Annotated in this window: 17 protein-coding genes, 1 pseudogene and 1 riboswitch; of the genes and pseudogenes, 7 read left to right on the top strand and 11 right to left on the bottom strand. The window is 61.8% G+C overall.

The window, feature by feature from the left end; translation table 11 throughout:
- Positions 1-13 precede the first annotated feature (13 nt).
- The 3 genes from CO676_RS14105 to CO676_RS14115 form a co-directional block, all read right to left on the bottom strand.
- Positions 14-229: a hypothetical protein gene (locus CO676_RS14105; RefSeq protein WP_041413967.1), complete on the bottom strand. Its 216-nt coding sequence runs from the start codon at positions 227-229 to the stop codon at positions 14-16.
- A gap of 176 nt (positions 230-405) precedes the next feature.
- Positions 406-1,380, bottom strand: coding sequence for an AraC family transcriptional regulator (locus CO676_RS14110; RefSeq protein ID WP_097521511.1), 975 nt, complete (start codon positions 1,378-1,380; stop codon positions 406-408).
- 561 nt (positions 1,381-1,941) lie between these two features.
- Positions 1,942-2,760 (bottom strand): response regulator transcription factor, encoded by an 819-nt coding sequence (locus CO676_RS14115; RefSeq protein ID WP_097521512.1) that lies wholly within the window; start codon positions 2,758-2,760, stop codon positions 1,942-1,944.
- A gap of 920 nt (positions 2,761-3,680) precedes the next feature.
- Between CO676_RS14115 and CO676_RS14120 the strand changes: the two genes are divergently transcribed.
- Together CO676_RS14120 and CO676_RS14125 are read left to right on the top strand one after the other, a co-directional pair.
- A complete protein-coding gene (locus CO676_RS14120) occupies positions 3,681-4,460 on the top strand; it encodes a response regulator transcription factor (RefSeq protein ID WP_097521513.1) in 780 nt (259 codons plus the stop codon).
- A gap of 691 nt (positions 4,461-5,151) precedes the next feature.
- Positions 5,152-5,832, top strand: a complete 681-nt coding sequence (locus tag CO676_RS14125; protein ID WP_097521593.1) for a response regulator transcription factor — start codon at positions 5,152-5,154, stop codon at positions 5,830-5,832.
- 70 nt (positions 5,833-5,902) lie between these two features.
- On the opposite strand, the gene CO676_RS14130 is transcribed toward CO676_RS14125, so the two are convergent.
- Positions 5,903-6,880 carry an AraC family transcriptional regulator gene (locus CO676_RS14130; RefSeq protein ID WP_245424311.1) on the bottom strand — a complete coding sequence of 326 codons (978 nt, stop codon included), beginning with the start codon at positions 6,878-6,880 and terminating at the stop codon, positions 5,903-5,905.
- Positions 6,881-7,286: 406 nt separating this feature from the next.
- On the opposite strand from CO676_RS14130, the pseudogene CO676_RS14135 reads away from it, so the two are divergent.
- The 4 genes and pseudogenes from CO676_RS14135 to CO676_RS14150 all read left to right on the top strand — a co-directional run bounded on the left by CO676_RS14135 (position 7,287) and on the right by CO676_RS14150 (position 11,109).
- Positions 7,287-7,995, top strand: a pseudogene (locus tag CO676_RS14135) (siderophore-interacting protein).
- A gap of 106 nt (positions 7,996-8,101) precedes the next feature.
- Entirely contained in the window at positions 8,102-9,241 is a 1,140-nt protein-coding gene (locus tag CO676_RS14140; protein ID WP_097521515.1) for a CapA family protein, read from the top strand.
- A gap of 114 nt (positions 9,242-9,355) precedes the next feature.
- On the top strand, positions 9,356-9,997 hold the full coding sequence (locus tag CO676_RS14145; RefSeq protein WP_097521516.1) for a phosphoribosyltransferase: 642 nt from the start codon (positions 9,356-9,358) through the stop codon (positions 9,995-9,997).
- Positions 9,998-10,101: 104 nt separating this feature from the next.
- Entirely contained in the window at positions 10,102-11,109 is a 1,008-nt protein-coding gene (locus tag CO676_RS14150) for a serine hydrolase (protein ID WP_097521517.1), read from the top strand.
- Positions 11,110-11,217: 108 nt separating this feature from the next.
- On the opposite strand, the gene CO676_RS14155 is transcribed toward CO676_RS14150, so the two are convergent.
- Entirely contained in the window at positions 11,218-11,877 is a 660-nt protein-coding gene (locus CO676_RS14155) for a peroxiredoxin (protein ID WP_097521518.1), read from the bottom strand.
- Positions 11,878-12,097: 220 nt separating this feature from the next.
- A riboswitch (TPP riboswitch) is annotated at positions 12,098-12,200 on the top strand.
- A gap of 49 nt (positions 12,201-12,249) precedes the next feature.
- On the opposite strand from CO676_RS14155, the gene thiD reads away from it, so the two are divergent.
- Positions 12,250-13,068: a bifunctional hydroxymethylpyrimidine kinase/phosphomethylpyrimidine kinase gene (gene thiD, locus CO676_RS14160; RefSeq protein ID WP_097521519.1), complete on the top strand. Its 819-nt coding sequence runs from the start codon at positions 12,250-12,252 to the stop codon at positions 13,066-13,068.
- 80 nt (positions 13,069-13,148) lie between these two features.
- Here the strand turns inward: thiD and CO676_RS14165 are convergent, their stop codons facing one another.
- From CO676_RS14165 to CO676_RS14190, 6 genes are all read right to left on the bottom strand, one after another.
- On the bottom strand, positions 13,149-15,515 hold the full coding sequence (locus CO676_RS14165; protein ID WP_097521520.1) for a polysaccharide biosynthesis tyrosine autokinase: 2,367 nt from the start codon (positions 15,513-15,515) through the stop codon (positions 13,149-13,151).
- Positions 15,516-15,645: 130 nt separating this feature from the next.
- The gene (locus CO676_RS14170; RefSeq protein WP_097521521.1) at positions 15,646-16,551 is read right to left on the bottom strand and encodes a UTP--glucose-1-phosphate uridylyltransferase; all 906 of its coding nucleotides are present in this window, start codon (positions 16,549-16,551) and stop codon (positions 15,646-15,648) included.
- Positions 16,552-16,555: 4 nt separating this feature from the next.
- Positions 16,556-17,590, bottom strand: a complete 1,035-nt coding sequence (locus CO676_RS14175) for a glycosyltransferase family 2 protein (protein WP_097521522.1) — start codon at positions 17,588-17,590, stop codon at positions 16,556-16,558.
- The gene (locus tag CO676_RS14180) at positions 17,587-18,510 is read right to left on the bottom strand and encodes a glycosyltransferase family 2 protein (RefSeq protein WP_097521523.1); all 924 of its coding nucleotides are present in this window, start codon (positions 18,508-18,510) and stop codon (positions 17,587-17,589) included. Before CO676_RS14180 ends, CO676_RS14175 begins: the two co-directional genes overlap by 4 nt.
- Positions 18,507-19,502, bottom strand: coding sequence for a glycosyltransferase family 2 protein (locus tag CO676_RS14185; RefSeq protein WP_097521524.1), 996 nt, complete (start codon positions 19,500-19,502; stop codon positions 18,507-18,509). The genes CO676_RS14180 and CO676_RS14185 overlap by 4 nt, the downstream gene beginning before the upstream one ends.
- Positions 19,499-20,710: a glycosyl transferase family 1 gene (locus CO676_RS14190; RefSeq protein WP_097521525.1), complete on the bottom strand. Its 1,212-nt coding sequence runs from the start codon at positions 20,708-20,710 to the stop codon at positions 19,499-19,501. The genes CO676_RS14185 and CO676_RS14190 overlap by 4 nt, the downstream gene beginning before the upstream one ends.
- Positions 20,711-20,794: the final 84 nt, after the last annotated feature.

Below are 20,794 nucleotides of genomic sequence, written 5' to 3' on the forward strand. Positions count from 1 at the left end.
CGCGCGCCTCATGTCAAAAATGCGCAACGTCGCGGTAGCCGGTCGGAATCCCCGCGGCCTCATGGCACCTGGCAAGGCCTTCCAGCCAGCGCGCCAGGTCCTCAGGAATTTCTGCCTGACCGCTTTCCATGGCCTCGACCCACGAAAGCTGGCACTGGAGCGCGGATGTGAGATCGATGGTCGTCCATCTCAAACTGGCGAGACATTCGGCAAAACGTTCGGGCGTCATCGGCAGGTTCTTCGTTCCATTGCTGGCGCACCGAATTGGTGCCATTCCTGTCTATCGACCGCTCTAAGTAGTGTGGGTTCCTTTGGTAACAGGCTGGTGTCAGGCGAGCTTTCTGTCCAGGTCGAGTGATGTCCTGCTTTCTTCAGGAGTCCGGACGGGCCGTCCTTTTTCGACCTTCAGCGCTTGCCGCTTCGCATCGTTTGCGAAGGCAACAGGCCAAAGCGCTTCCTGTAGTCGGCTGCAAACCGGCCAAGATGGGTGAATCCCCATTTCAGCGCGATATCGGCGACGCTTTGGGCCTCATGTGTGTTCATGAGATCCTGGTGGGCGGCGGTCAATCGCAATTCATGCAGATAAGCCATGGGCGTGGTCAGACGGAACTGTCGAAATCCCTGCTGCAGGGTGCGGACGCTCACCTTCGCCGCCGCAGCAATATCAGCCATGGTGATCGGCTCCGCGATATGCGCATGCATGAAATCGATCGCCCATTTCACATGTCGCGGCGCCGGCAGGGGTACGGGGCTGGACAGCTGGTCCGAGTAGCGGTGCGGTGCGGCTTCCAGTATGAGGTGGGTTACCGCATCGCCGAGCGACGCAAGAGCCAAGGGGGATTGCCGCAGGGGGGCGTCACCCCGCAGACCGCTGCATGTAGTTTCGACAAGTTGTGCCAGGGCCAGCCCTGGTCCCGCGGTGACATCGATATGCGGGTGGAATTCGAGATTGCCGCTGATCGTCCGCTCCAGCATGTTGATCAGATGGTTGGCGATCTTGCGGTGATCGATGAACAAGGTGAGGTGTCGACGGGGACCATATAGCCGGACGCTTTCGTTGCGCGCCCCATCGACGATCGTTCCCTGGCCGGGCCGCGACCAGATTTCCCTGCCGCTGGGTTCAAACAGGGCGGCTCCTCGTGTCGGCAGAAAAATCAGCAGCTTGTCGCTTGCCGCCTGCCGTTTGCACTCCAATTCGCCTTCATAGGCGCAGCTGCCGAATGATATCGTCCCCGTCGAAAAGAATTCGCAGTCAAACGAAAGAGCTTCACCGCTCAGCCTCTCGACCTTGATTGGGGAAGCGGGCGTGGACAGGACGGCTGCGAGTTCGTCCGGATCGAAGCCGCGAAACGACGTGGCTGCAATAGAAATCCTGTCCACTTCGCTGCTTCCCTCCCTCGGCGGGGGCGGGCTGACCACAGGGCAAACCTGAAATAGGGCCGTCGGCCGCCGCTGCCGCGCTACCGTATCTTCCACATCCCGTGGTGCATGAAACTATCCCGCCCACGCCATTCTCTGCGAAGGAAGAATCGCACGGCGCTATTCGTCCTTCCGGGAGAATTAAAGCTCCACAAAAATATCGCACGGCAAAGACATCTCGGCGTCATACGGACAGAATTTGCGCGCAGCGGATATTGAGTTTCCGGAAGCCGACGAGGCAATCTACCTGCAAGCGAACTTGCTTTACGGCACGTGCTTCTTGGCCAGTCGGCGCGGAACATCTCTAGATGGAGGCAATACTTGCAAGTAACTATCTAGTAGTGGATGCGGCGGTCGCCACCATTTGTGGTTTTGTCCAAGAAGCGAGTGCTATCCTGACGGACGCACGGGGCGCCGCGCTCGCCATTGTGGAGGCCATGGCGGAAACCGATGCGGCATTCGCCACCAATATGCACAGCAGCTCGTTCGCGCGAAGGCGAGGTGAGCGCCCGCGTGCAAAATCTAGTCGCGGCGCCTCTTGTCGGGATCGACACCGGCAGTGCTCGACGGTTTCTCGACCGAGGGATAATCGGGGAGTAAATCGTTGATCTTGTAGGCGACCTCGGTCCTATTGGCCGCCTTGATCTTCTTCATGATGTTGCGGACGTGAACCTTTACCGTACTTTCCCGAAGGTTGAGCTCGTAAGCGATGACCTTGTTCGCCTTTCCACGCCGCAGCGCCTCCACCACCTCCGCCTGGCGCTCGGTGAACAAACCAGCCAATGGCCGCTCGGCGGCGCCCCCCGGTTCAAACAGGTGACGCATCGCGAACACACTTCTCGCCGGAACGAAGATGCCGCCCGCGAGCGAAAGCGAGATGGCCTCGATACAGACATCCACGCCCACAGAAGAAGGAATATACCCCTTTGCTCCGCATTCCAGTGCTTTCACGATCTGTGTCAGATCGTCCCTGTCCGATAGGACGATCACCGGAGCCGGAGCGAACTCGGATGCGAGTATCGTGATTTCTTGTTCAACAGCCGGATCATCGATCCTCTTGTCCGCAATGTTCAACAGGATTGCCGCCGGCGGCGTGTCTTCCTCGCGTTGCCGCCTCCATACCTCGGAGGACTCGAACGTCAGAATAGACCAGCCGGGATTGTCGGCGGCGATGTTTCGCGCCAGGCTATCGCGCCAGAGAGCTCGCCCGTCGATGATGACAAGGTGCCGCTCTTGCGGCGACCACGCTTCTGTTTCCGTTGCGCGGGGTTCGTCGCCAGTGCCCTCGTGAGCAGGCTTGATTGGGGCTCCGCCGCCATCTTCCGGGCTCGGTGAGTTCATGGCCGTAGCCCTCGGCAACTCGTCAAACCTCGGCTACGGTTGAGGGGCTTGCGTCTTGCAGATTTGGTTAATGCGCCTGTTTCGTTGACCACATTCGCCTCGAAAAAAGTCTTAAATAAAATCACAATAAAGCATTGACTACTGCAGAAGGAGCGTGATGAAAAATTCCTAAATGAGATGGAAATAATCACGCAAACAAGTATCATTCATTTGCAACATTGTGAATAGTGCAGAAAAATGCGTACTATTGAAGCAATTAAATTGGAAAGTGCGTACCTCTTTCGGTGCAGTTTTGCGCATCCTTGATGCCCCGCTTTCCAGGGGTGCAGTTCACGGCCAGCACGAGTGGCAGATGGTACCTTGGGCAGCTACGCTCTTTAAAAGAAGACTTTCGAAGCGTGAAGGCGAATTACCATCGCAGGTCGATCGCTCCGTATGTCGTCAAGTAAATTCCAGGGCTCCACTCCTGCGGGCGATGGTCAATAAATCCGGTCACTGGGCTCGAGTGCGTCAAGTCTACCGGCGTTTCGGGATAGTAATTCGCGAGCGTCGCCAATCTCGCCGCGTGGCGAAACCGATGAAGCCAAGCATTTGAAGTCCTGATCAACTAGACTTTCACGTTCTCATCCCACATCAGCATGCTTGTTAAAATTCGCGGCACCTCGCCGCTCTCCGTTCTATCTGCGGCTTGCGGAACGTCCCAGGGCTTCACAGGATGGATGTCGCCGCGGTACTGTCTCGTTCATTTGGATGAAGCAGAGCGGGGCAAAGCTCCGCCGCCTGGTAACCTTTCAACGGATAGCTCACACCTTTTGCGTCGTCGCGACTGGGCGCGCCGTGGGCTAGAGTTCGCCGAAGCGACGTGATTTGCGCAGGTTCAATCGACCAGCAGTTGCCGATCGATGGAGCGAGTGAGGGGTATGGCTTTGCGAAACGTGGCTGAGCGGGGTGAGATTGGGGCCGGGGCGTTTGCATACGGAAAACGGCGGGCCGAGCCCCGACGCGTCATTCTGATCGTATCGAGCGCCGGAAGTGTTTCGGAGCGGCTGATCGAGGCGACGGAACGCGAATTTCCATGGGTGCTCGTCGAACAGGTCGACGATGTCGATGCGGCATGCCGGGCCTTCTCGCATCCGGTGTCGTTGCTTCTTGTCGACATCGGCCTGATGAAGGACGTTGAGGGAGCCTCGACACGAATTTTGCGCTTGCATCCGCAATCTCTTACGGCCGTCATCGAACCGCATGGACATGGCCAGAATTCGTCCTTCGCCGAGGTTCTGCGGTCGCCCCTGGTCCGTGGCATGCTGCCTATGAACGTCAAGCTTGATGTATGGCTGTCGGTGATCCGGCTGATGCTTTGCGGCGGCGCGTATTTTCCGCCCGAGCTCATGCTTCAGGCAAGCAGAGGCGGCCCCCCGTTGCCGTCCCATAACGGGGTTTCCGCGGGCGCGCGGATCGAGGGCGATGGCGTTGCCGAGTTGACGGCTCGCGAACTGCAGATTCTCGAGATGGTTTCACGCGGGCTGCAGAACAAGCTCATTGCGGCTGAATTCCGGTTGTCGGAACACACCGTGAAGATCCATTTGCACAACATCATCACCAAGCTGGGTGCTCATAACCGAACTGAGGCAGCGGCCAGGTACCGCAACTTTCAGGACCGGAAATCATCGGCGCTCAGGGAGTTCCGCTCCACGATTTGAGCACGTCCCTGTCGGAGCCCGACGGCGCCAACGCCGGAGCACCGGCCGCCTGCTGCGTCCGAGTCTCGGCTGTGGGTACCACGAAAGGTGGATCGGCAGATACCCGGTCAGCCTTCGAAGGCGGTAGGCATCCTCTCATTTCGTCAATTGTCAAAAGCCGCACTGCGTCTCTTAATCCGAAGCTCCGCCTGAAGGTCGGGGGGTGGATGTCATGGTACTGCTCATTCGAGGGGAGAGACTGCCTTCCCATTTTGCTCCGCCAGGAACCGTCTCTATCCGGTCGCCCACGCCTTTAGGGGATCACTTTGGTCGGCCGGGAATCCGTGGTCGCGCCACGAGCCGGTCGGCTATCGTTGCGCCATTGACGCGGCGGCGCGATCTTCGTGTGCATCCCTTCATTTTTTTGGGGGTGTTCTACTAGACTATCGTGTATTACATGTATATTTTTGATAACTCGGTGTCTAAAAACGAGGTTATTCCAAAAGGGTGACGCCGAAAGTATTAATTATAAAGTAGTATTCAGAGTATTTTCTAGAAGAACGCTCGGTCTGAGGAATTTGCCTCCATTGGGACCATTCGTTTAAGGGGATTTGCAATGGCTTCTTCAATTTCAAGATTTGAGAAAATGCCGGCATTTGCGCTGGAGCCGAACGGCTCAAACAGTCTCACACATCGTACCGGAGACGGCGAAATGCAGCAAACGGAGGGGGTGGACAAACGCTGTCTACTTGTCCTCGATAGCAGGGCGCTGGACCGAGAATGCCTGGCGAGGACCCTGACCACCCATGGTCTTGGTATGGAAGTCGGCGCCTTCGGTTCTGTCGATGAATGGCGAGAGAAGAAGGGCACCTGCCCGCCAGTCGGAGCCGTTCTCCTCAATATCGGCGCCCGCAAGGTCGCCGATGTCGCGGCCGAGATCGCAAAGCTTGCCGCCGAGTTCCGGCCGCTCCCGGTCGTCGTCCTGTCCGACATCGATGATCTCGGCCAGATCTTGCGGGTGCTCGAATGCGGGGCGCGCGGATATATCCCTACCTCCGTTGGGGTGGAGGTTTGCATCGAAGCGATCGGATTGGCGGTAGCAGGCGGAATCTTCCTGCCGGCCAGCAGCGTTCTCGCCGTACGACATCTGATCGAGACGGAAAGGCCGGAAGCCCAGCCGATGGCCGGCATGTTCACGCTTCGGCAAGCGGAAGTCGTCCAAGCGCTTCGCAAGGGCAAGGCGAACAAGATCATCGCCTATGAGCTCAATCTTCGCGAAAGCACCGTAAAGGTCCATATTCGCAACATCATGAAAAAGCTGAAGGCGACGAACCGGACCGAGGTGGCCTACAAGCTGAATGATCTCTTTACGGGCAATGCGGGCTATCACTGATCATGCCGATCCGTGCACGCAGGGAAAAGTCGATCTTTGGGCGGTGCGGCTTAGCCGCGCCGCCTATCTCTTATTCTCCCGGCTCCAACGCGTGCGGTCGCCCTTTTCGCGCTTCGGAAGGCGGGCACCCATAGCATTTCCGGTATTCGGTCGCGAAACGACCCATATGCCTGAAACCCCATTTGCGGGCGATCTCCGCCACCGAGACCCTTTGATCCGCTTGTAGAAGGTCGCGGTGGGCCGCTTCCATTCGCAGTTGGGCGAGATAGCTGATCGGCGACGTGCCCTTGAACCGCTTGAAGCCCTCCTGCAGAGACCGAACGCCGATGCCGGCCGCCCCTGCGATGTCGGTCATCGAAATTGGCGCACAGAGATTGGCGTGCATGAAGTCGACAGCACGTTTGACGTGCTTTGGGGACGGCAGCCACTCGCCCTGACTCAAGGCCGCCGAGAACCGATGCGGCACCGTATCGACCAGCAGGTTAACGATGCTTCCGGAGAGATATGAAAGCGCGTTGGGCATGTCACGCATCGCGGGTTCCGCCCCGAGGGAAGCCGCCATGATCTGTGACAGCCTCAAGATGATCTGGCCCGCCCCATCTGCAAGGTCGAGTTCGGGCACGAAGTCGAGCGAACCATAGACCGGCCGTTCCAGTCCGCCACGGAGGCGGTGGAAAATGTCTTCCTGGTCGATGACAAGCGATAGATGGCGGCGGTCTCCCTCGATCTGCAGTTCGGACAGTCTGTTGCCGTCGAGGATCGCTGCCTGGCCGGGTTTGGAAATCAGGCTCTCATTTCGCCCTATCTTCACGCAGGCGGAGCCGTGCAGGGGGAGCAATATGAGGAGCTTAGGCACCTCGTCCTTCTGGCCTATACTCAGACTGCCTTGCGACGTCACGCGGCTGAAGGCAACGCGGCCGGCGGCGACGAACTCATAGCTATAGGAGAAATCCGTGTTCAGCGGCCTTTGCACCCTGACGGGTCCAATGCAGCGCGTCAGAACATCCGACAGTTCTTCGGCGTCGCTGCCCAGATATGAGAGTTTCATTCCCCGCCTTTGCCCTTGCATCCGCCAATTTCCCAAAGAGAAATGAAGATATGCATCCTCCCCGTGGCACCGCCGCGATGGCCCGATAGCTCACGATCGCGCCGCAGTCGAAGTGGCTACCGTCTGTCGCCATCGCTTTATGGTTTGGTTGGCGCGCGATTATGCAACGACACAGGGCTTTACAAGCGGAAAGATGGGGCTGCCGGTCACTTTTTCCTCATGAGATGCCTGTCGCCTCTGATGTCTGCGCAAATGTTGTGCAGGGTGCCGTTAGAAGAGGCAAAGGAGCCTCGGTTTAACCCCGGGGCGTGTCTTCGCCGCCACGGTCCAGCGCGATGCTATGGGTGTTCCCGTTGATTCAACATCCGTATCTGCCGCACCTCGCATCTAGCGTGTCCGTCATGAACTGAAGCGGCGACTTCTGACGATCACGAGCGTTGTTCAACTCACCCCAGGCATGCTGCGGGTCAACTTGACCGGTGATGATCTCGCGGACTTCCCGAGCCTGTCGCCTGACGACCACGTCAAGATCCTTGTGCCGTCCTCTTCCGGGGAGGCTGAGCGGCGCGACTATACGCCATGACGCTATGATGCACGTTCACGCACACTTGCGATTGACTTTGTCGTTCATGACGCCGGCGCGGCAACGCTGTGCGCGCTTTGGGCGCAGCCGGGTGACAGGCTCGAGGTCGCCGGACCACGCGGATCGGCGGTGGTCTCGCCCGACGTGGAACGATGGCTGCTGATCGGCGACGAGACGGCGCTGCCGGCGATCGGCCGGCGGATCGAAGAGGCAGCCGCCGGTAGGCGCGTCACCAGGATCGCAGCCGTGACAAGGGCCGGAGGAACATCAGAGATTTGAAACCCGGGCGGACTATGTTGCGCTCTGGGTCCATCGACCGCTCTCCCGGGCCGCGGATCCCGAGGCGCTGGTTGCCGCCGTCAAGACGATCGACATCGAGCCGGGAACCTTCGTCTGGATCGCCGCCGAGGCGGCCGTGACCCGGTCAATCCGCTGGCATATTGTCGACGAGCGAGGCTATCCGCTGAGTTGGGTCAAGGCATCGGGATATTGGGTCATGGGTCAGGCGGATGCTCGCGAGAAGTTCGACTAGGCGTGGCTCTCGGGCCATCGGCCGCGCATTGAAATCGCGCGCGGTCGAGCGACCTTTCCTTGCCGGGGCGAGCTTCGTAGAATGGCGCGCAGAGAGGTCGGCAAACATGAGCACCACCAGCCAGCTTTTCTCCGACTCACGCACAAGGGAGGGCACGATCCGCGTCTTCCTGTGCGGCGACGTCATGACCGGACGGGGCATCGATCAGGTCCTGCCCGCTCCATGCGATCCGATCCTGTACGAGAGCTATATTCGCTCGGCGCGCGACTATGTCCGCCTGGCGGAGAAGGCAAACGGTCCGATACCTGTGCCGATGGACCCGGCTCTGGTGTGGGGCGTAGCGCTTGACGAATGCGCTCGCGCCCAGCCGGACCTCCGCCTCATCAATCTCGAAACGGCCATCACCCGCAGCGAGGACCATGTTTCAAAGGGCATCAACTATCGCATGAGTCCGGAAAACGCCTCCTGTCTTGCTGCCTTCGGCGTCGACTGTTGCGTGCTCGCCAACAACCACATTCTGGATTGGGGCATGGCCGGGCTTTTCGACACATTGGTAACGCTGGAGCGCTTGCGGATCGTGACAGTCGGCGCTGGACGCGACCTCGACGAGGCTAGCAAGCCGGTGGCCTTCGATATCGGTACCGAGGGGCGCCTCCTGCTATTCGCGCTGGCGACCCCGACAAGCGGCGTGCCTCCAAGCTGGGCGGCTAGTGAGGGCAGGGCAGGTGTGAATTTCCTGCCCTCTCTCGACCCGCTCCACACAAGTGGCTTCGCCGAACATATCCGCCACATCAAGCGGCCGCACGACGTGGTGGTCGTATCGATCCACTGGGGTCCAAACTGGGGCCATGGCGTGCCTGCCGCCCAGCGAGACTTCGCGCACGCGCTCATCGACGAAGCGGATGTCTCGATCGTTCACGGACACTCCTCGCATCACGCCAAGGCGATCGAACTCTACCGCAACCGTCTCATCCTCTATGGCTGCGGCGATTTCATCAACGACTATGAGGGGATCTCCGGCTATGCGGAATTCAGGAGCGATCTGCGCCTGATGTACTTCGCCGACATCGATCAGGCTGGCGATCTCTCGGCCCTGGAGATCGTGCCGTTGCAGGCTCACGGCTTCAGCCTTGTCGATCCCTCCGGATCGGACCTGGAATGGATCAGCGAAACGCTTGCCCGTGAGAGCGGTCGGTTCGGAACAGTCCTAGAGCAGCGCCCCGATGGACGGCTCAACTTGCGGTGATCACAGCCGCCAAATCCGGAACTTCGAAGCGAACGACGCGGTTATCTCTGCTTCAGCAGTGCCTCGACACCGGCTGCGCGGCACGAAACTCGAACAGGAAGGGGGACACGGCCCGTGCGTTTCTCGGATCGCTCGGAAGCGGGAAAGGAATTGGCGAAGGTCCTAGATGCCTATCGCGGGCAGGAGGCCGTCGTCCTCGCCCTGCCCCGCGGAGGCGTGCCCGTTGCGGTGGAGATTGCACACCAACTCGGCGCTCCGCTCGATCTCCTGTTGGTGCGCAAGATCGGCGTCCCGTGGCAGCCGGAACTCGCCATGGGCGCGGTCATCGACGGCAGCAGGCCGGCGGTCGTCCGCAACGAGGAGACGATCCGCCTTGCCGGGATTTCGGACGCCGAGTTCGACGCCATCTGTCAGAGGGAGCTCGCCGAGATCGAACGCCGCCGCCGTCGATACTTCGCCGGCCGCGCACCGCTGGAGATCGCCGGGCGCATCGCCATCGTCGTCGATGACGGGATTGCGACCGGCGCGACCATACGGGCCGCCGTCGCCGGGCTCAAGGCGCGGATGCCCGCGAAAATCGTCGTCGCGGTGCCCATCGCATCGCCCAGTGCCATCGCCGAGCTGGAGAAGGAGGCGGATGAAGTCGTGTGTCCGATTCAGCCGCGGATGTTGGGGGCGATCGGCTACTTCTATCGTGATTTCGAGCAGTTGACCGATGAAGAGGTCATTGGCTTGCTCGCAACCCATCGTGCCTGAGGCAGGACGGGTGGGCTGGGTCGCGGAGAGAAACCCTTTCAATTCGTCGTGAGTTGTGGGCGCAGGTGATGACTTCACCGCCTGTTCGCATTAGGTGCGGAAGCATGATCAGGTTGATGGCCGTCGTCCTATGGCTCTTGCTTTCGCTTTCGTCCGCTGCGGCCGAACAGCCCGCTGCGGTTCCGGAACTGCTGAAGGGGCTTGCCGACCGAGACGAGCTGAAACCCCTGAAGACAGTCATCGTCGCGCGTGACGGTGAAACAATCGCCGAACAGGGCTATCGCGGCCACGCGCCGGGCGAGTCTACCAATATCAAATCCGCATCGAAATCGATCATTTCGGCACTCGTCGGAATCGCGATCGACAAGGGTCTTCTCGACGGCCCTGAGCAGAAGATCGCGCCGCTTCTGAAGGAAGATCTGCCCTCGTCGGCGGACCCGCGGGTCAACGACATCACGATCGGCAACCTGCTTTCCATGCAGGCCGGACTTGGCCGCCTGTCGGGCCCGAATTACGGCCGTTGGGTGTCGAGCCGCAACTGGGTCCGTTTCGCGCTCGCACAGCCTTTCGCCGACGAACCGGGCGGCCGGATGCTCTACTCGACGGCGTCCACGCATCTGCTTTCGGCGATCCTGACGAAGGTTGGCGGCAAGTCGACGCTCGCGCTCGCGCGCGATTGGCTCGGCCCGGTTCAGGGCTTCAGGATCGGCGCCTGGGAACGCGATCCGCAGGGCATCTATCTCGGCGGCAACCAGATGGCGATGAGCGCAAGATCACTGCTCGCCTTCGGTGAGCTATACCGCAAAGGCGGTCGGACGGCCGATGGACGGCAGGTCGTTCCGGCAGACTGGATCGATCTTTCGTGGCAACCGCGCACGAACTCCTACTTTTCCGGTGACGCCTACGGCTATGGCTGGTTCGCCCGGCAGATCGGCGGCGAGACCGTCCACTTCGCCTGGGGCTACGGTGGCCAGATGCTCTACATCGTCCCGGCGCTGAAGCTCACCGTCGTCATGACGTCCGAGGAGAGCGGCCCCTCGGCGCGCAACGGATATCGCGCCGCATTGCATGGCGTTCTGGCGGAGATCGTAAGCGCGGTGAAAACCGATTGATACCACGGCTGCGGCGAGCCGATGTCGTGTGGCTGGATCACGGGAAGTCGCGAAAGGCTGAACGAGCCTTTCGCGACTGTCGGTTCGACCGGCGTGCGCGGAACAGCCTCAGGCGGTCGGCTGCTTGGTCTTCCTAAGATAGGGCAGTACGGTATCGAACGAGCCGAAGCGCTGAATTGCGTCCTCGTTGGATACGGCCGCCGTGATGATGACGTCCTCGCCCTGTTTCCAGTTTGCCGGCGTTGCGACCTGGTGCTTGGCGGTGAGCTGGATGGAATCGATGGCGCGCAGGATTTCGTTGAAGTTGCGGCCGGTGGTCATCGGATAGGTGAGGATCAGTTTGATCTTCTTGTCCGGTCCAATGACATAGACCGAGCGCACGGTGGCATTGTCGGCCGGGGTGCGGCCCTCGGACGTGTCGCCGGCGCCGGCCGGCAGCATGTCGTAGAGCTTGGCGACCTTCAGATCCCGGTCGCCGATCAGCGGATATTCGACATCGAAGCCGGTTGCGACCTTGATGTCGTTCTTCCATTTCGCGTGGCTGTCGACCGGATCGACCGAAATGCCGATGATCTTGACGCCGCGCTTGCGGAATTCGCCTTCGATCCCGGCCATGGCGCCGAGTTCGGTGGTGCAGACGGGCGTGAAATTCTTCGGATGCGAGAAGAGGACGGCCCAGCCGTCGCCGATCCATTCATGGAAATTGATCGTACCCTGCGTCGTCTCGGCGGTGAAATCAGGGGCGGTTTCGTTGATGCGGAGGCTCATAGCTTGCTCCTTTCGGGTCGGCGGGAATGGGGCCAAGGATAGCGCAAACAACGGAGTTTTCGAGGAGGAAACGCGCGATCGCGGGCCTTAAGGGAAATAGCCGCAGCGTGATTTTTAGGATTCGGAGAAAAATCTTCCCCTTGGCGATTTCAGGCTCGGCCGCAAGCACCGGTAGTCGATATCCACGTTGACACCGCAGCACCGCTGCCGCATAGAATGCGGCCATTCCGAGGGGAGCGCCGAGCGGCGCTGAGACGGCGGTGAGCCGGACCCTTGAACCTGATCCGGGTCATGCCGGCGTAGGAACGGAAAGAGGCTTCCCTCACGACGTCTTCGCCTTCACCTGGGTCTCCAATCGTAGGGAGATCGACAATGCTGCCTCATTCTGCCTTCCCGTCGATCGCCCTCACGATTGCCGGATCGGATTCGGGCGGCGGGGCCGGTATCCAGGCCGATCTCAAGACCTTTTCGGCCCTTGGCGTCTACGGCGCCAGCGTCGTTACGGCGATCACGGCTCAGAATACCAAGGGTGTGATCGCCGTCGAGGACGTCTCGCCAGATATCGTGGCCGCACAGATCGACGCGGTCTTTTCCGATCTCGACGTGAAGGCGGTCAAGATCGGCATGGTCTCGCGCCGGGAGACCATCATCGCCATCGCCGAAGGATTGCGCCGCTTCGACAGAAAAGCGGTCGTCGACCCGGTGATGGTTGCAACCTCCGGCGACCCGTTGCTGCAGCCGGATGCCATGGCCGCGCTCGCGCAGGAGCTTCTGCCACTGGCCATCGTCGTCACGCCCAATCTGCCGGAAGCGGCACTTCTCACCGGCCGCCCGATTGCCGAGGACGAAGCCGAGATGGCCCGCCAGGCCGAAGCGCTGATGAGGTCGGGCGCTAGCTCTGTGTTGATCAAGGGAGGGCATCGGAAGGGCAGCGACGCCACCGATCTGTTCTTCGATGGCGTTGGGCTCATCCGGTTCCCCGCCAGGCGCGTCGAGACACGTAACGATCACGGCACCGGCTGTACGCTCTCGGCCGCCATCGCCGCCGGTCTTGCCATGGGGCAGTCACTGGCCGAGGCGGCAGGCGCCGCAAAGACCTATCTGCACGCGGCGATCTCCGCCGCCGACAGGTTGAAGGTCGGAGAGGGGCGGGGACCAGTCCACCATTTTCATGAATGGTGGCCTCGCTGAGGCAGTAAAGGTCGCTACCTGGCTCATTCGCCTCGACCGCAGGTATGGCGGCCGCCATCCGACGGCCACTTGTCCGTTGGTCAAGCGGCAGTGTGTCGGTTGTCGGTGATACCCTGCTCGATATAATACTTGCCGTAGCGGTGCCGATATTTTTCCGCCCCGCCGAAATCGCTGTATTTCTCGAGTTCGTCCATATCGGTCTTGTTGAGGATCACGCCGAGGACCTTCGCATCGATCTGCGGCTCGGAATTGAGCAGGTCCCGAACGAGCCTCGATGGCGTACGGCCCCATTCGACGACGAAGAGGACGCCGTCGGCGAGCGGCGTGAAGGCCTTCGCGTCGACGACGGGAGCAAGGGCGGCGAGATCGACCACGACGTAGTCGAAGGAGTTGCGGGCATTCTCGATGAGCCCCGCCATGGCCGGGGAGGCGAGCAACTCATTGCTCTGGTGCCTGCGATCCGCCGCTCCGCCGCCGGCCGGCAGGATCGCGAGCTTCGTACGCTGATCCACCTTGATGCCGGCAGGCCAGGTCGCCTCTCCCGTGAGCGTCTCGACCAACCCCGTGCGCGGGGCGGGCGTGATCATCTGGGTGAGCCCCGGCTTACGGATGTCGGCGTCGATCAGCAGGGTCCGCTTGCCGCTCGAGGCCAAGAGTGCCGCGAAATTCGCGGCGACGATCGACTTGCCCTCGTCCGGGAGGGCGGAGACAATCGCGATGACGCGGCTCTCGTTGCCCGGAAGCATATGATCGCAGGCGAGCTTGGCATTCCGGAACGTTTCCGCGAAGGCGGATCGCGGTGCGTCGAGCACGACGCGAGAGAGACGCTGGAATGGGGTGGCCTCATGGGATGGATCGTGCGGCTGCCGGTCCGATCCGAAGCGGGCGCGTACCAGCTCTGCCGTTTTCTTCGTCCGCGTGCCGATCAGCGGAACGTAGCCGAGCGAGCGGTGCCCGAGCACGGAACGCACTTCACCCTCGAGACGGAAGGTTCTTTCGCGGAACTCGAGGAACGCGGCATAGGCGCCGCCGACCATCAGGCCGAGCACGGCCGAAAGTGCCAACGTCATGGTCTTCTTCGGGCTCGACGGTGCCGTCGGGACGCCGGCCTCGGAAATAACGCGTGCCTTGGCGATCGGGAAGGACTGCTGCTGGGTCGCCTGTTCATAGCGGCCGAGATAGGATTCATAGAGCGTCTTCAGCGCCGCCGACTTCTGCTCCAACTCCCGCAACTGCACGAGCGACTTGCTGGCGTCGGAATTTTTGCCGGTGATTCCCTCGATGCTCTTGCGCAGCGAGGCCTCGCGCGAGCGCGCGACTTCGAACTCGTTCTTGTAGCTTGCAGTCAGTTGCTGCAGTTCCTGGTAGATCTGCCGTCCGATGTCACTCTTCTCGGCCCTGAGCGACACCGCCTGCGGGTGGTCCTCGCCGAAATTCTGGGCGACCTCCTGCTCGCGCTTGCCGATGGCGAGATAACGCGTCCTGAGATCGCGGATCACCGAATTGTCACCCTCCTTGGGAGAGATGGTGGCATTGTTGACGCCGGCGTCCTGCCCTTGATCGATGATCGACTTGAACTGCTCGTAGCGCGCCGAGGCGCTGGCCGTGTCCGCCTGGGCGACGATCAACTGACTGTTTAGATCGGAGAGTTGCTGTTCGGACATCAGTTCGCCGCGCGCGGCGGTCAGCCCGTTCGCGCTGCGGAATTGTTCGACCTCGAGAGCGGCCGCCTGCGAGCGCTGCCGAAGATCGGCAAGCCGTTCCTGCAGCCACACCGAGGCCCGTTCCGTCGCTTCGAAGTTGGCGTTCAGCTGGTCCGTCAGATAGGCGGCGGCATAGGTACTGACGACATTTCGAGCAAGCTGCTGATCGCTCGAGCGGTAGGACAGCGCAATCACCGAACTGCGGCCGACGCGTTCTACATAGAGCGATTGCTGCAGGAGGGCGGCGGCCTTCAGCCGGCGACCGTTTCGCGCCGCTTCCTCGGAGACACCCGGGCCGCCGGAAAAGAGACCGGTCGCCGTCTTCAGCCAATCCTTGACGACGGTGGCGGGGGATCGGGGCGGATTGACGAGCGTATCGTTCTCCGAAAGGTTGAGCTTGTCGACCACGCGCAGCGCAAGTTCCCCGGATTTCAGGATCTCGACCGCGCTGGCAATCTGCGTGTCGAGCATCTGGCTGTTCGTCGGCACCGGTTCTTCCTCGGCGTATTTCGACAGGTTGTCGTCGAGGAGGATCTGTGTCAGCGAGGTGTAGAATGGTGTCGCGAACAAGAGGTACGCGGCCCCCAGCAGAATGAAGAGCACCACAAAAGCCGCAACGAGCCTTGCCCTGCGGACGACGACAGCCAGCAGACGGTCGAGATCGATAAAGCCGTCCGACTGCTCTTCGCGAGGCACAACGCTCAAGGGTACACTTCTCTGTTTCATCGGGGCCGTTCTGTTCATCTTTTTCTCCGGTCCTCCTGCATATTCTTAAAAACATGCAGTCTTTCAAAGTGCTGCGGCCTTTGCGCGCCTGATCAGACGCGCGGCGCTGCAGCTTCGGCGGCCGTTTTCGGCCGCCGAAGGTTTGCGCTTATGCCGCCCGGATGCGGCTTTCGTGAGACAGGACGATCTCACGAACGGATTCGAACACGATGTCGCCGATATCCGCGCGGGCGAGCGCGAAGGCGACATTGGCCTCGATGAAGCCCTGCTTCGAGCCGCAGTCGAAGGTGCGGCCTTCATAGGGATGGGCGTGGAAGGACTGGGACGCCGAAAGCGTCAGCATGCCGTCAGTCAGCTGGATCTCGTTGCCGGCACCGCGCGTCTGGTGCGCGAGAATGGAGAAGATCTCCGGCTGCAGGATATAGCGGCCGTTGAGATAATAGTTGGACGGCGCGTGGCCCGCCGGCGGCTTTTCCACCATCTCGGACACCGAGAAACCGTGGCGCACGGTTTCTCCCTTGCCGACGATACCGTATTTCGACGCCTCTTCGGGTGCACACTGCTCGACCGCGACGACGTTGCCGCCGACCTCGCGATAGAGGTCCATGAGTCCGGCCATGCAGCCGCGCGCCCCGAAGGACACCATATCCGGCAGCAGCAATGCGAAGGGCTCGTCGCCGATCAGATCGCGCGCGCACCAGACGGCGTGGCCAAGGCCGAGCGGCGCCTGTTGGCGCGTGAAGCTGACCGAGCCGGCCGCCGGCAACATGGCTTCGAGCTCGGAGATTTGCGCGTTCTTGCCCGAGCGCGACAGCGACGAGATAAGTTCGGGCGAGTCGTCGAAATGGTCCTCGATCACCTGCTTGTTGCGGCTGGTGACGAAGACGATGTGCTCGATGCCGGCCTGACGCGCCTCGTCGACCGCGTATTGGACGACGGGGCGATCGACGATCGTCAACATTTCCTTCGGCACGGCCTTTGTCGCGGGAAGGAACCTCGTTCCGTTTCCTGCGACCGGGATCACTGCTTTCCTGACGGTCCTGATGCGGTCCATTTTGTTATCCTTTGCTTGTGTGAGGATCATTGCCCAGCGGGGATCGTTCAGCCGACACCGTGATCGGGGCGGGTTGCGGCGCCCGCGCCGCCAGGCGGCGCAATCGCGCGGCGATCGGCATCCTGAGATGCCGAAGCGCAAGCGGGTCGGCGAGCGCGGCCTTCAGCGCTCCAGCCAACGATCTCAATTTCAGGTGCTCGATGAGGAGAAGAAACGAGCGCGCTTGACGAAATCCGCGCGCACGCATGCGCTGCATCCTTTGCGACAGCGGATCGAGCGCGTAACGGTGCAGGAACGTCTCGTCGGCCGCCATCATCGCGTCGATGTGCTCGAGCTTCAGCACCCGCGAGATCGAGCCCTCGCGGATGTGGTAGGTGTAGCCGGTCGAGGGCTCGACGGCGCAGCGCCCGCCGCAGGCAAGCGCCGATGCAAGCAGGATGTAGTCTTCGCCGATCCTCAGCGACTCGTCGAAGGAAAGGCCATGTTCGGCGAGGAAGCGGCGCTCGAACACCGGCTTCATGTAGCCGAAATTGTGTTCGGAGCGGAAAATCACATTCGACTCGATAAAGGCCGGCAGCGTCAGTTCGGGCAGCGCCTCGAGCTCGGCGTCTTCGAACATCCGGACATTGCTGCCGTCGAGCGACAGCACGTCGAGATTGTCGACGACGATCTGCGCTCCGGTCGCTTCGGCACGGGCAGTCATCCGCGCCAGCCGTCCGGGGCGCACCGTGTCATCGGAGTCGAGAACGGCGATCCATCGGCCCCGTGCCGCCTCGAAGCCGGCATTGCGGGCCCCGCCCGGACCGCGGTTGCGTTCGAGCGCAATGAGCCGGACTCTAGGGTCGTCGATCGCCGTGACCAGAGCGGCGGTCGCATCCGAGGAGCAATCGTCGACGACGATCACCTCGACCGCGACGCCCTCCTGGGCAAGGGCACTGGCGACGGCACGAGTGATCGTGTCGGCGGCATTGTAGGCGGCAACGACGAATGTGACGTCCGGGGTAAGCTCGTTCATAGATTCGTTGATGGGCGCGCTCATTGGGAGGTCACCTCGGCCGCTCCATATTGCTCGAGCGCCTTATGCCCGAGGAGACCGCTTATCACGCCGGCATGCAGGACGGCACGCAGCGCATAGCGATTTCGCCGGACAGGCGAGGGCAGGCAAAGAACCGCTGCGAATGTACAAAAGGCAGCCTTCGAGGCGGCGAGCGCAAGGTTGAGGGGCTGGCCGCCGCGCGCATTTTCCGTCAGCAGCCGACCGTGGGTCTGGCCGGAGCGGAAACGGCGCTTGGCAAGCCAGGCAAGCGAGGCCCGGCTTTCCGGCACCGGCTCATATACCCAGGCATCTTCGGCAAAGGCGATCGTTCCGCCGGCTTCATGCATGCCGGTAAAGAAGTCCGTGTCCTCGCCTCCGCTCCGGCCGAGCGAAAGCTTGAAGCGGCGGCCATGGAGCGACGGAGCCTTGGGCCTGAGCAGGACGTTGCAGGTATAGCCGGTGCGGATTTCGCCCTTGACCCAGACCGGCGATGTCGAGTGGAAATCGCCACGGCGCATCCAGGCGGGGGCCGAGGGCGCGTAGTGGGCCCGGACCGGGCCGAGAACTGCGTCCGCGCCGGTCGCCTGCGCCTCTTCGAGGAGGCGCACCAGGCAGTCGCTCGAGGCGGTCTCATCGTCGTCGATGAAGGCGAGCAGGTCGCCGGTGCTGTTGTCGAGACAGGCGTTGCGGGCGATCGAGATGTTCGAGGCCGGGCAATGGAGATAGGTGATGTCGAACGGCATCTCCGGCCGCAGCTCCTCGACGAGCGCCCGGGCGCTCGGCGTGGCGTCGTTGTCGGCAATAATGACGCGGAGTGTGGCCCTTGCGGGTACGGTCATTGCCGCGAGCGATCGCAGCGTCGCGGCGAGTTCGGGCCGCCGGAACGTGCAGATGCCGATGTCGATCTGAAGGGTCGCGCTCATCCCGCCACCCGCCGCCGGACATCGAGAATCTCCCGCCAGAAGCCGGCGGACCAGGCCAGATGCATGACCATGGCCGAGATCGCCGCGAGCGGCCCGTAGGGGTTGCGCTGGCCGACCGCCATCCAGACGCCGTAGCCGAGGCATGCCGCTGCCCAGACACCGAAGGGGACGATCGCCGCCCAGTTGACGATGGCAAGAAGCGCGCCGAACGCGACGGGCGCTACGCCAAGCGGCAGCATCTGCCGGAGGCCGGGCATGGCGCGGTGCTTGAGGATATTCTTCGCCCGGCCGCGGCCATAGCCGAAATACTGCTTGAACAGCGGCACGATCCGGGTGCGCGGATAGTAGACCATGCTGGTCCTGTCGGTCATCCAGATGCGGTAGCCGGCTTTTGCCAGGCGATAGTCCAGTTCGGCATCTTCATTGTGGCTGAAGGACTCGTCATACCCCCCGACCGCCGTAAAGGCGGCTATGCGCATCAGGGCATGATGGCCGTGCTCGGCCCAGTGACCGGCAGCACCCGTGCGGTGTTTGGAGCCGCCATTGCCGAGCTTGGAATTCTGGGCGTAGGCCGTCGCCTTCTGGAAGGTGCTGAAACCTTCGGTCTGCATGGCGACGACGACCGAGTCGGCTCCGGTTGCGAGCGCGTCCTCCACGAGACGCTCGCAATAATCGTCCGGGTAGCTCGCATGCGCATCGATGCGGATCAGGTAGTCGAACCCGGACCCCAACTCGGCGACGGCCCGATTGACGGCAGCGCTCTGGATTCGCTTCGGATTGTCGAGGAACAGGACGCGCGGATCCTCTTCTGAAAGGCGGCGAGCGATCTCGCGCGTGCCGTCGGTACTGCCGCCGTCGGCGATGACGACCTTCGCATCGAGGACGCCAAGCGAGGGACGCAGCTTCTCGATGAGCGCCTCGATATGCAGCGCTTCATTGAGACAGGGTATGACGATGAGGCTCGATGTCGATGCCGGACTGTCCGCGGTCATAGCAATCCACTTTCGTTGTGACGGGCTTCCGCAAGGGCAGCGGCTGGAATGATAGTTTGCGGTGCATCGGCGGTGAGCGTTGCCAGCCGTCGAACCAGTGTCTCGCAATCCGACCGATCGAACACCCAGGTGGCCGGATGGCACCGGCCGATGCGATCGGCGGCTTCGGCAAAGTGGTCCGGCGTCATCGAGCCCAAAAGCGCGGCGAGGCTGTCGGCATTGGCCTCCTCAAGCACGAGACCGATGCCGCGCACGGCGAGAAAGCGCGCAGTTTCGGTGCCTTTCATGGCGATCGGGATGCGGGTATGACGACATCCTTCGTAGAGCCGGTTGGGCAGCAGCCAGGAGGAATTCTGGCCTTCCTCGAAGAAATCGATCGCCCAGGTGAAGTGGACGTCGCCATAGATCTCGGCGAGGTCCTCCGGATTGCGATAGGCGCCGCCAAACCGCATGAAGGGCTCGTTTTGCACGAAGCCGTCGAAATCCCTGAATTCCGAATAGGCCGGTCTGCCGCGCAGAACGACCTCGTAGCGGCCTTCCATCTTGCGGGAGAATTCGGCGAGGAGACCAAGTGACTTGCGGCAGCGCAGCGCGCCGAACCAACCGATCTTCCAAGGCGCGCCAGGCGGCGGATATTGTGCGGGGACAGCCGCCGGAAGCGTGCTCCCGTCGAGTTCAAGGACTTTGTTCTCGAGCAGCATTGGCGCCGCCTCGATGCCCGAAAGAGGGCGGAAGTAATGCTCGATGAAGGCCGGCGAACTGGTGATCAGCCAACGGGCGTCCCGCCCGAGGCGCGCTTCGGCAGCGCGCAGCGCCCGCCCGACCATATCCCTGCGCAGCATCAGCCGGTGTATGTCGAGGCACTCGTAGACGGTCGGAACATCACCGCCGAAGAGCGTGACGGCGCGTTTCGCGACAGCCAGCATTTCGAGGTTGCGGGCGATGATCAGGTCAGGCTTGCGAAGATGTCCAAGCCTGCTCTTCAGCGACAGGCAGGCTGAGGCGACGGCGCCGACCCGCTGCGCGAAGCGGCCGTCCGCCGTCGTTCCGAGCTCGATCGGCTCGAGGCCGCTCACCGTCGCGAGCGGATTGCCGCTGCGGCGGAAGCCCGCCAGCGTGACATTGGCACCGCCGGCGACCAGCGTCAGCGTCCTGCGCCGCACGGCGGGGTCGGCAAGATCCTGTGCCAGGTAAAGTATCTGCAGCATGAAAACATCCGTTTCCCTGCTCAGCCCGGGCCGAGCTTAATTCAGTTTTTTGTGCAGCGCAACATGATGTTGCAGTTGCTCACT

Origin of the sequence: Sinorhizobium sp. BJ1 (assembly GCF_002531555.1) — a bacterium.
GTDB lineage: Bacteria > Pseudomonadota > Alphaproteobacteria > Rhizobiales > Rhizobiaceae > Sinorhizobium > Sinorhizobium fredii_B.

Bases quoted from the DNA above. Each gene is read 5' to 3' on its own strand.
- CO676_RS14185 (WP_097521524.1), bottom strand. From the start codon at position 19,502: ATGACCGCGGACAGTCCGGCATCGACATCGAGCCTCATCGTCATACCC.
- CO676_RS14150 (WP_097521517.1), top strand. From the start codon at position 10,102: ATGATCAGGTTGATGGCCGTCGTCCTATGGCTCTTGCTTTCGCTTTCG.
- CO676_RS14115 (WP_097521512.1), bottom strand. From the start codon at position 2,760: ATGAACTCACCGAGCCCGGAAGATGGCGGCGGAGCCCCAATCAAGCCT.
- CO676_RS14180 (WP_097521523.1), bottom strand. From the start codon at position 18,510: ATGAGCGCGACCCTTCAGATCGACATCGGCATCTGCACGTTCCGGCGG.
- CO676_RS14165 (WP_097521520.1), bottom strand. From the start codon at position 15,515: ATGAACAGAACGGCCCCGATGAAACAGAGAAGTGTACCCTTGAGCGTT.
- CO676_RS14120 (WP_097521513.1), top strand. From the start codon at position 3,681: ATGGCTTTGCGAAACGTGGCTGAGCGGGGTGAGATTGGGGCCGGGGCG.
- CO676_RS14105 (WP_041413967.1), bottom strand. From the start codon at position 229: ATGACGCCCGAACGTTTTGCCGAATGTCTCGCCAGTTTGAGATGGACG.
- CO676_RS14155 (WP_097521518.1), bottom strand. From the start codon at position 11,877: ATGAGCCTCCGCATCAACGAAACCGCCCCTGATTTCACCGCCGAGACG.
- CO676_RS14140 (WP_097521515.1), top strand. From the start codon at position 8,102: ATGAGCACCACCAGCCAGCTTTTCTCCGACTCACGCACAAGGGAGGGC.
- CO676_RS14170 (WP_097521521.1), bottom strand. From the start codon at position 16,551: ATGGACCGCATCAGGACCGTCAGGAAAGCAGTGATCCCGGTCGCAGGA.
- CO676_RS14190 (WP_097521525.1), bottom strand. From the start codon at position 20,710: ATGCTGCAGATACTTTACCTGGCACAGGATCTTGCCGACCCCGCCGTG.
- CO676_RS14175 (WP_097521522.1), bottom strand. From the start codon at position 17,590: ATGAGCGCGCCCATCAACGAATCTATGAACGAGCTTACCCCGGACGTC.
- CO676_RS14130 (WP_245424311.1), bottom strand. From the start codon at position 6,880: ATGAAACTCTCATATCTGGGCAGCGACGCCGAAGAACTGTCGGATGTT.
- thiD (WP_097521519.1), top strand. From the start codon at position 12,250: ATGCTGCCTCATTCTGCCTTCCCGTCGATCGCCCTCACGATTGCCGGA.
- CO676_RS14125 (WP_097521593.1), top strand. From the start codon at position 5,152: ATGCAGCAAACGGAGGGGGTGGACAAACGCTGTCTACTTGTCCTCGAT.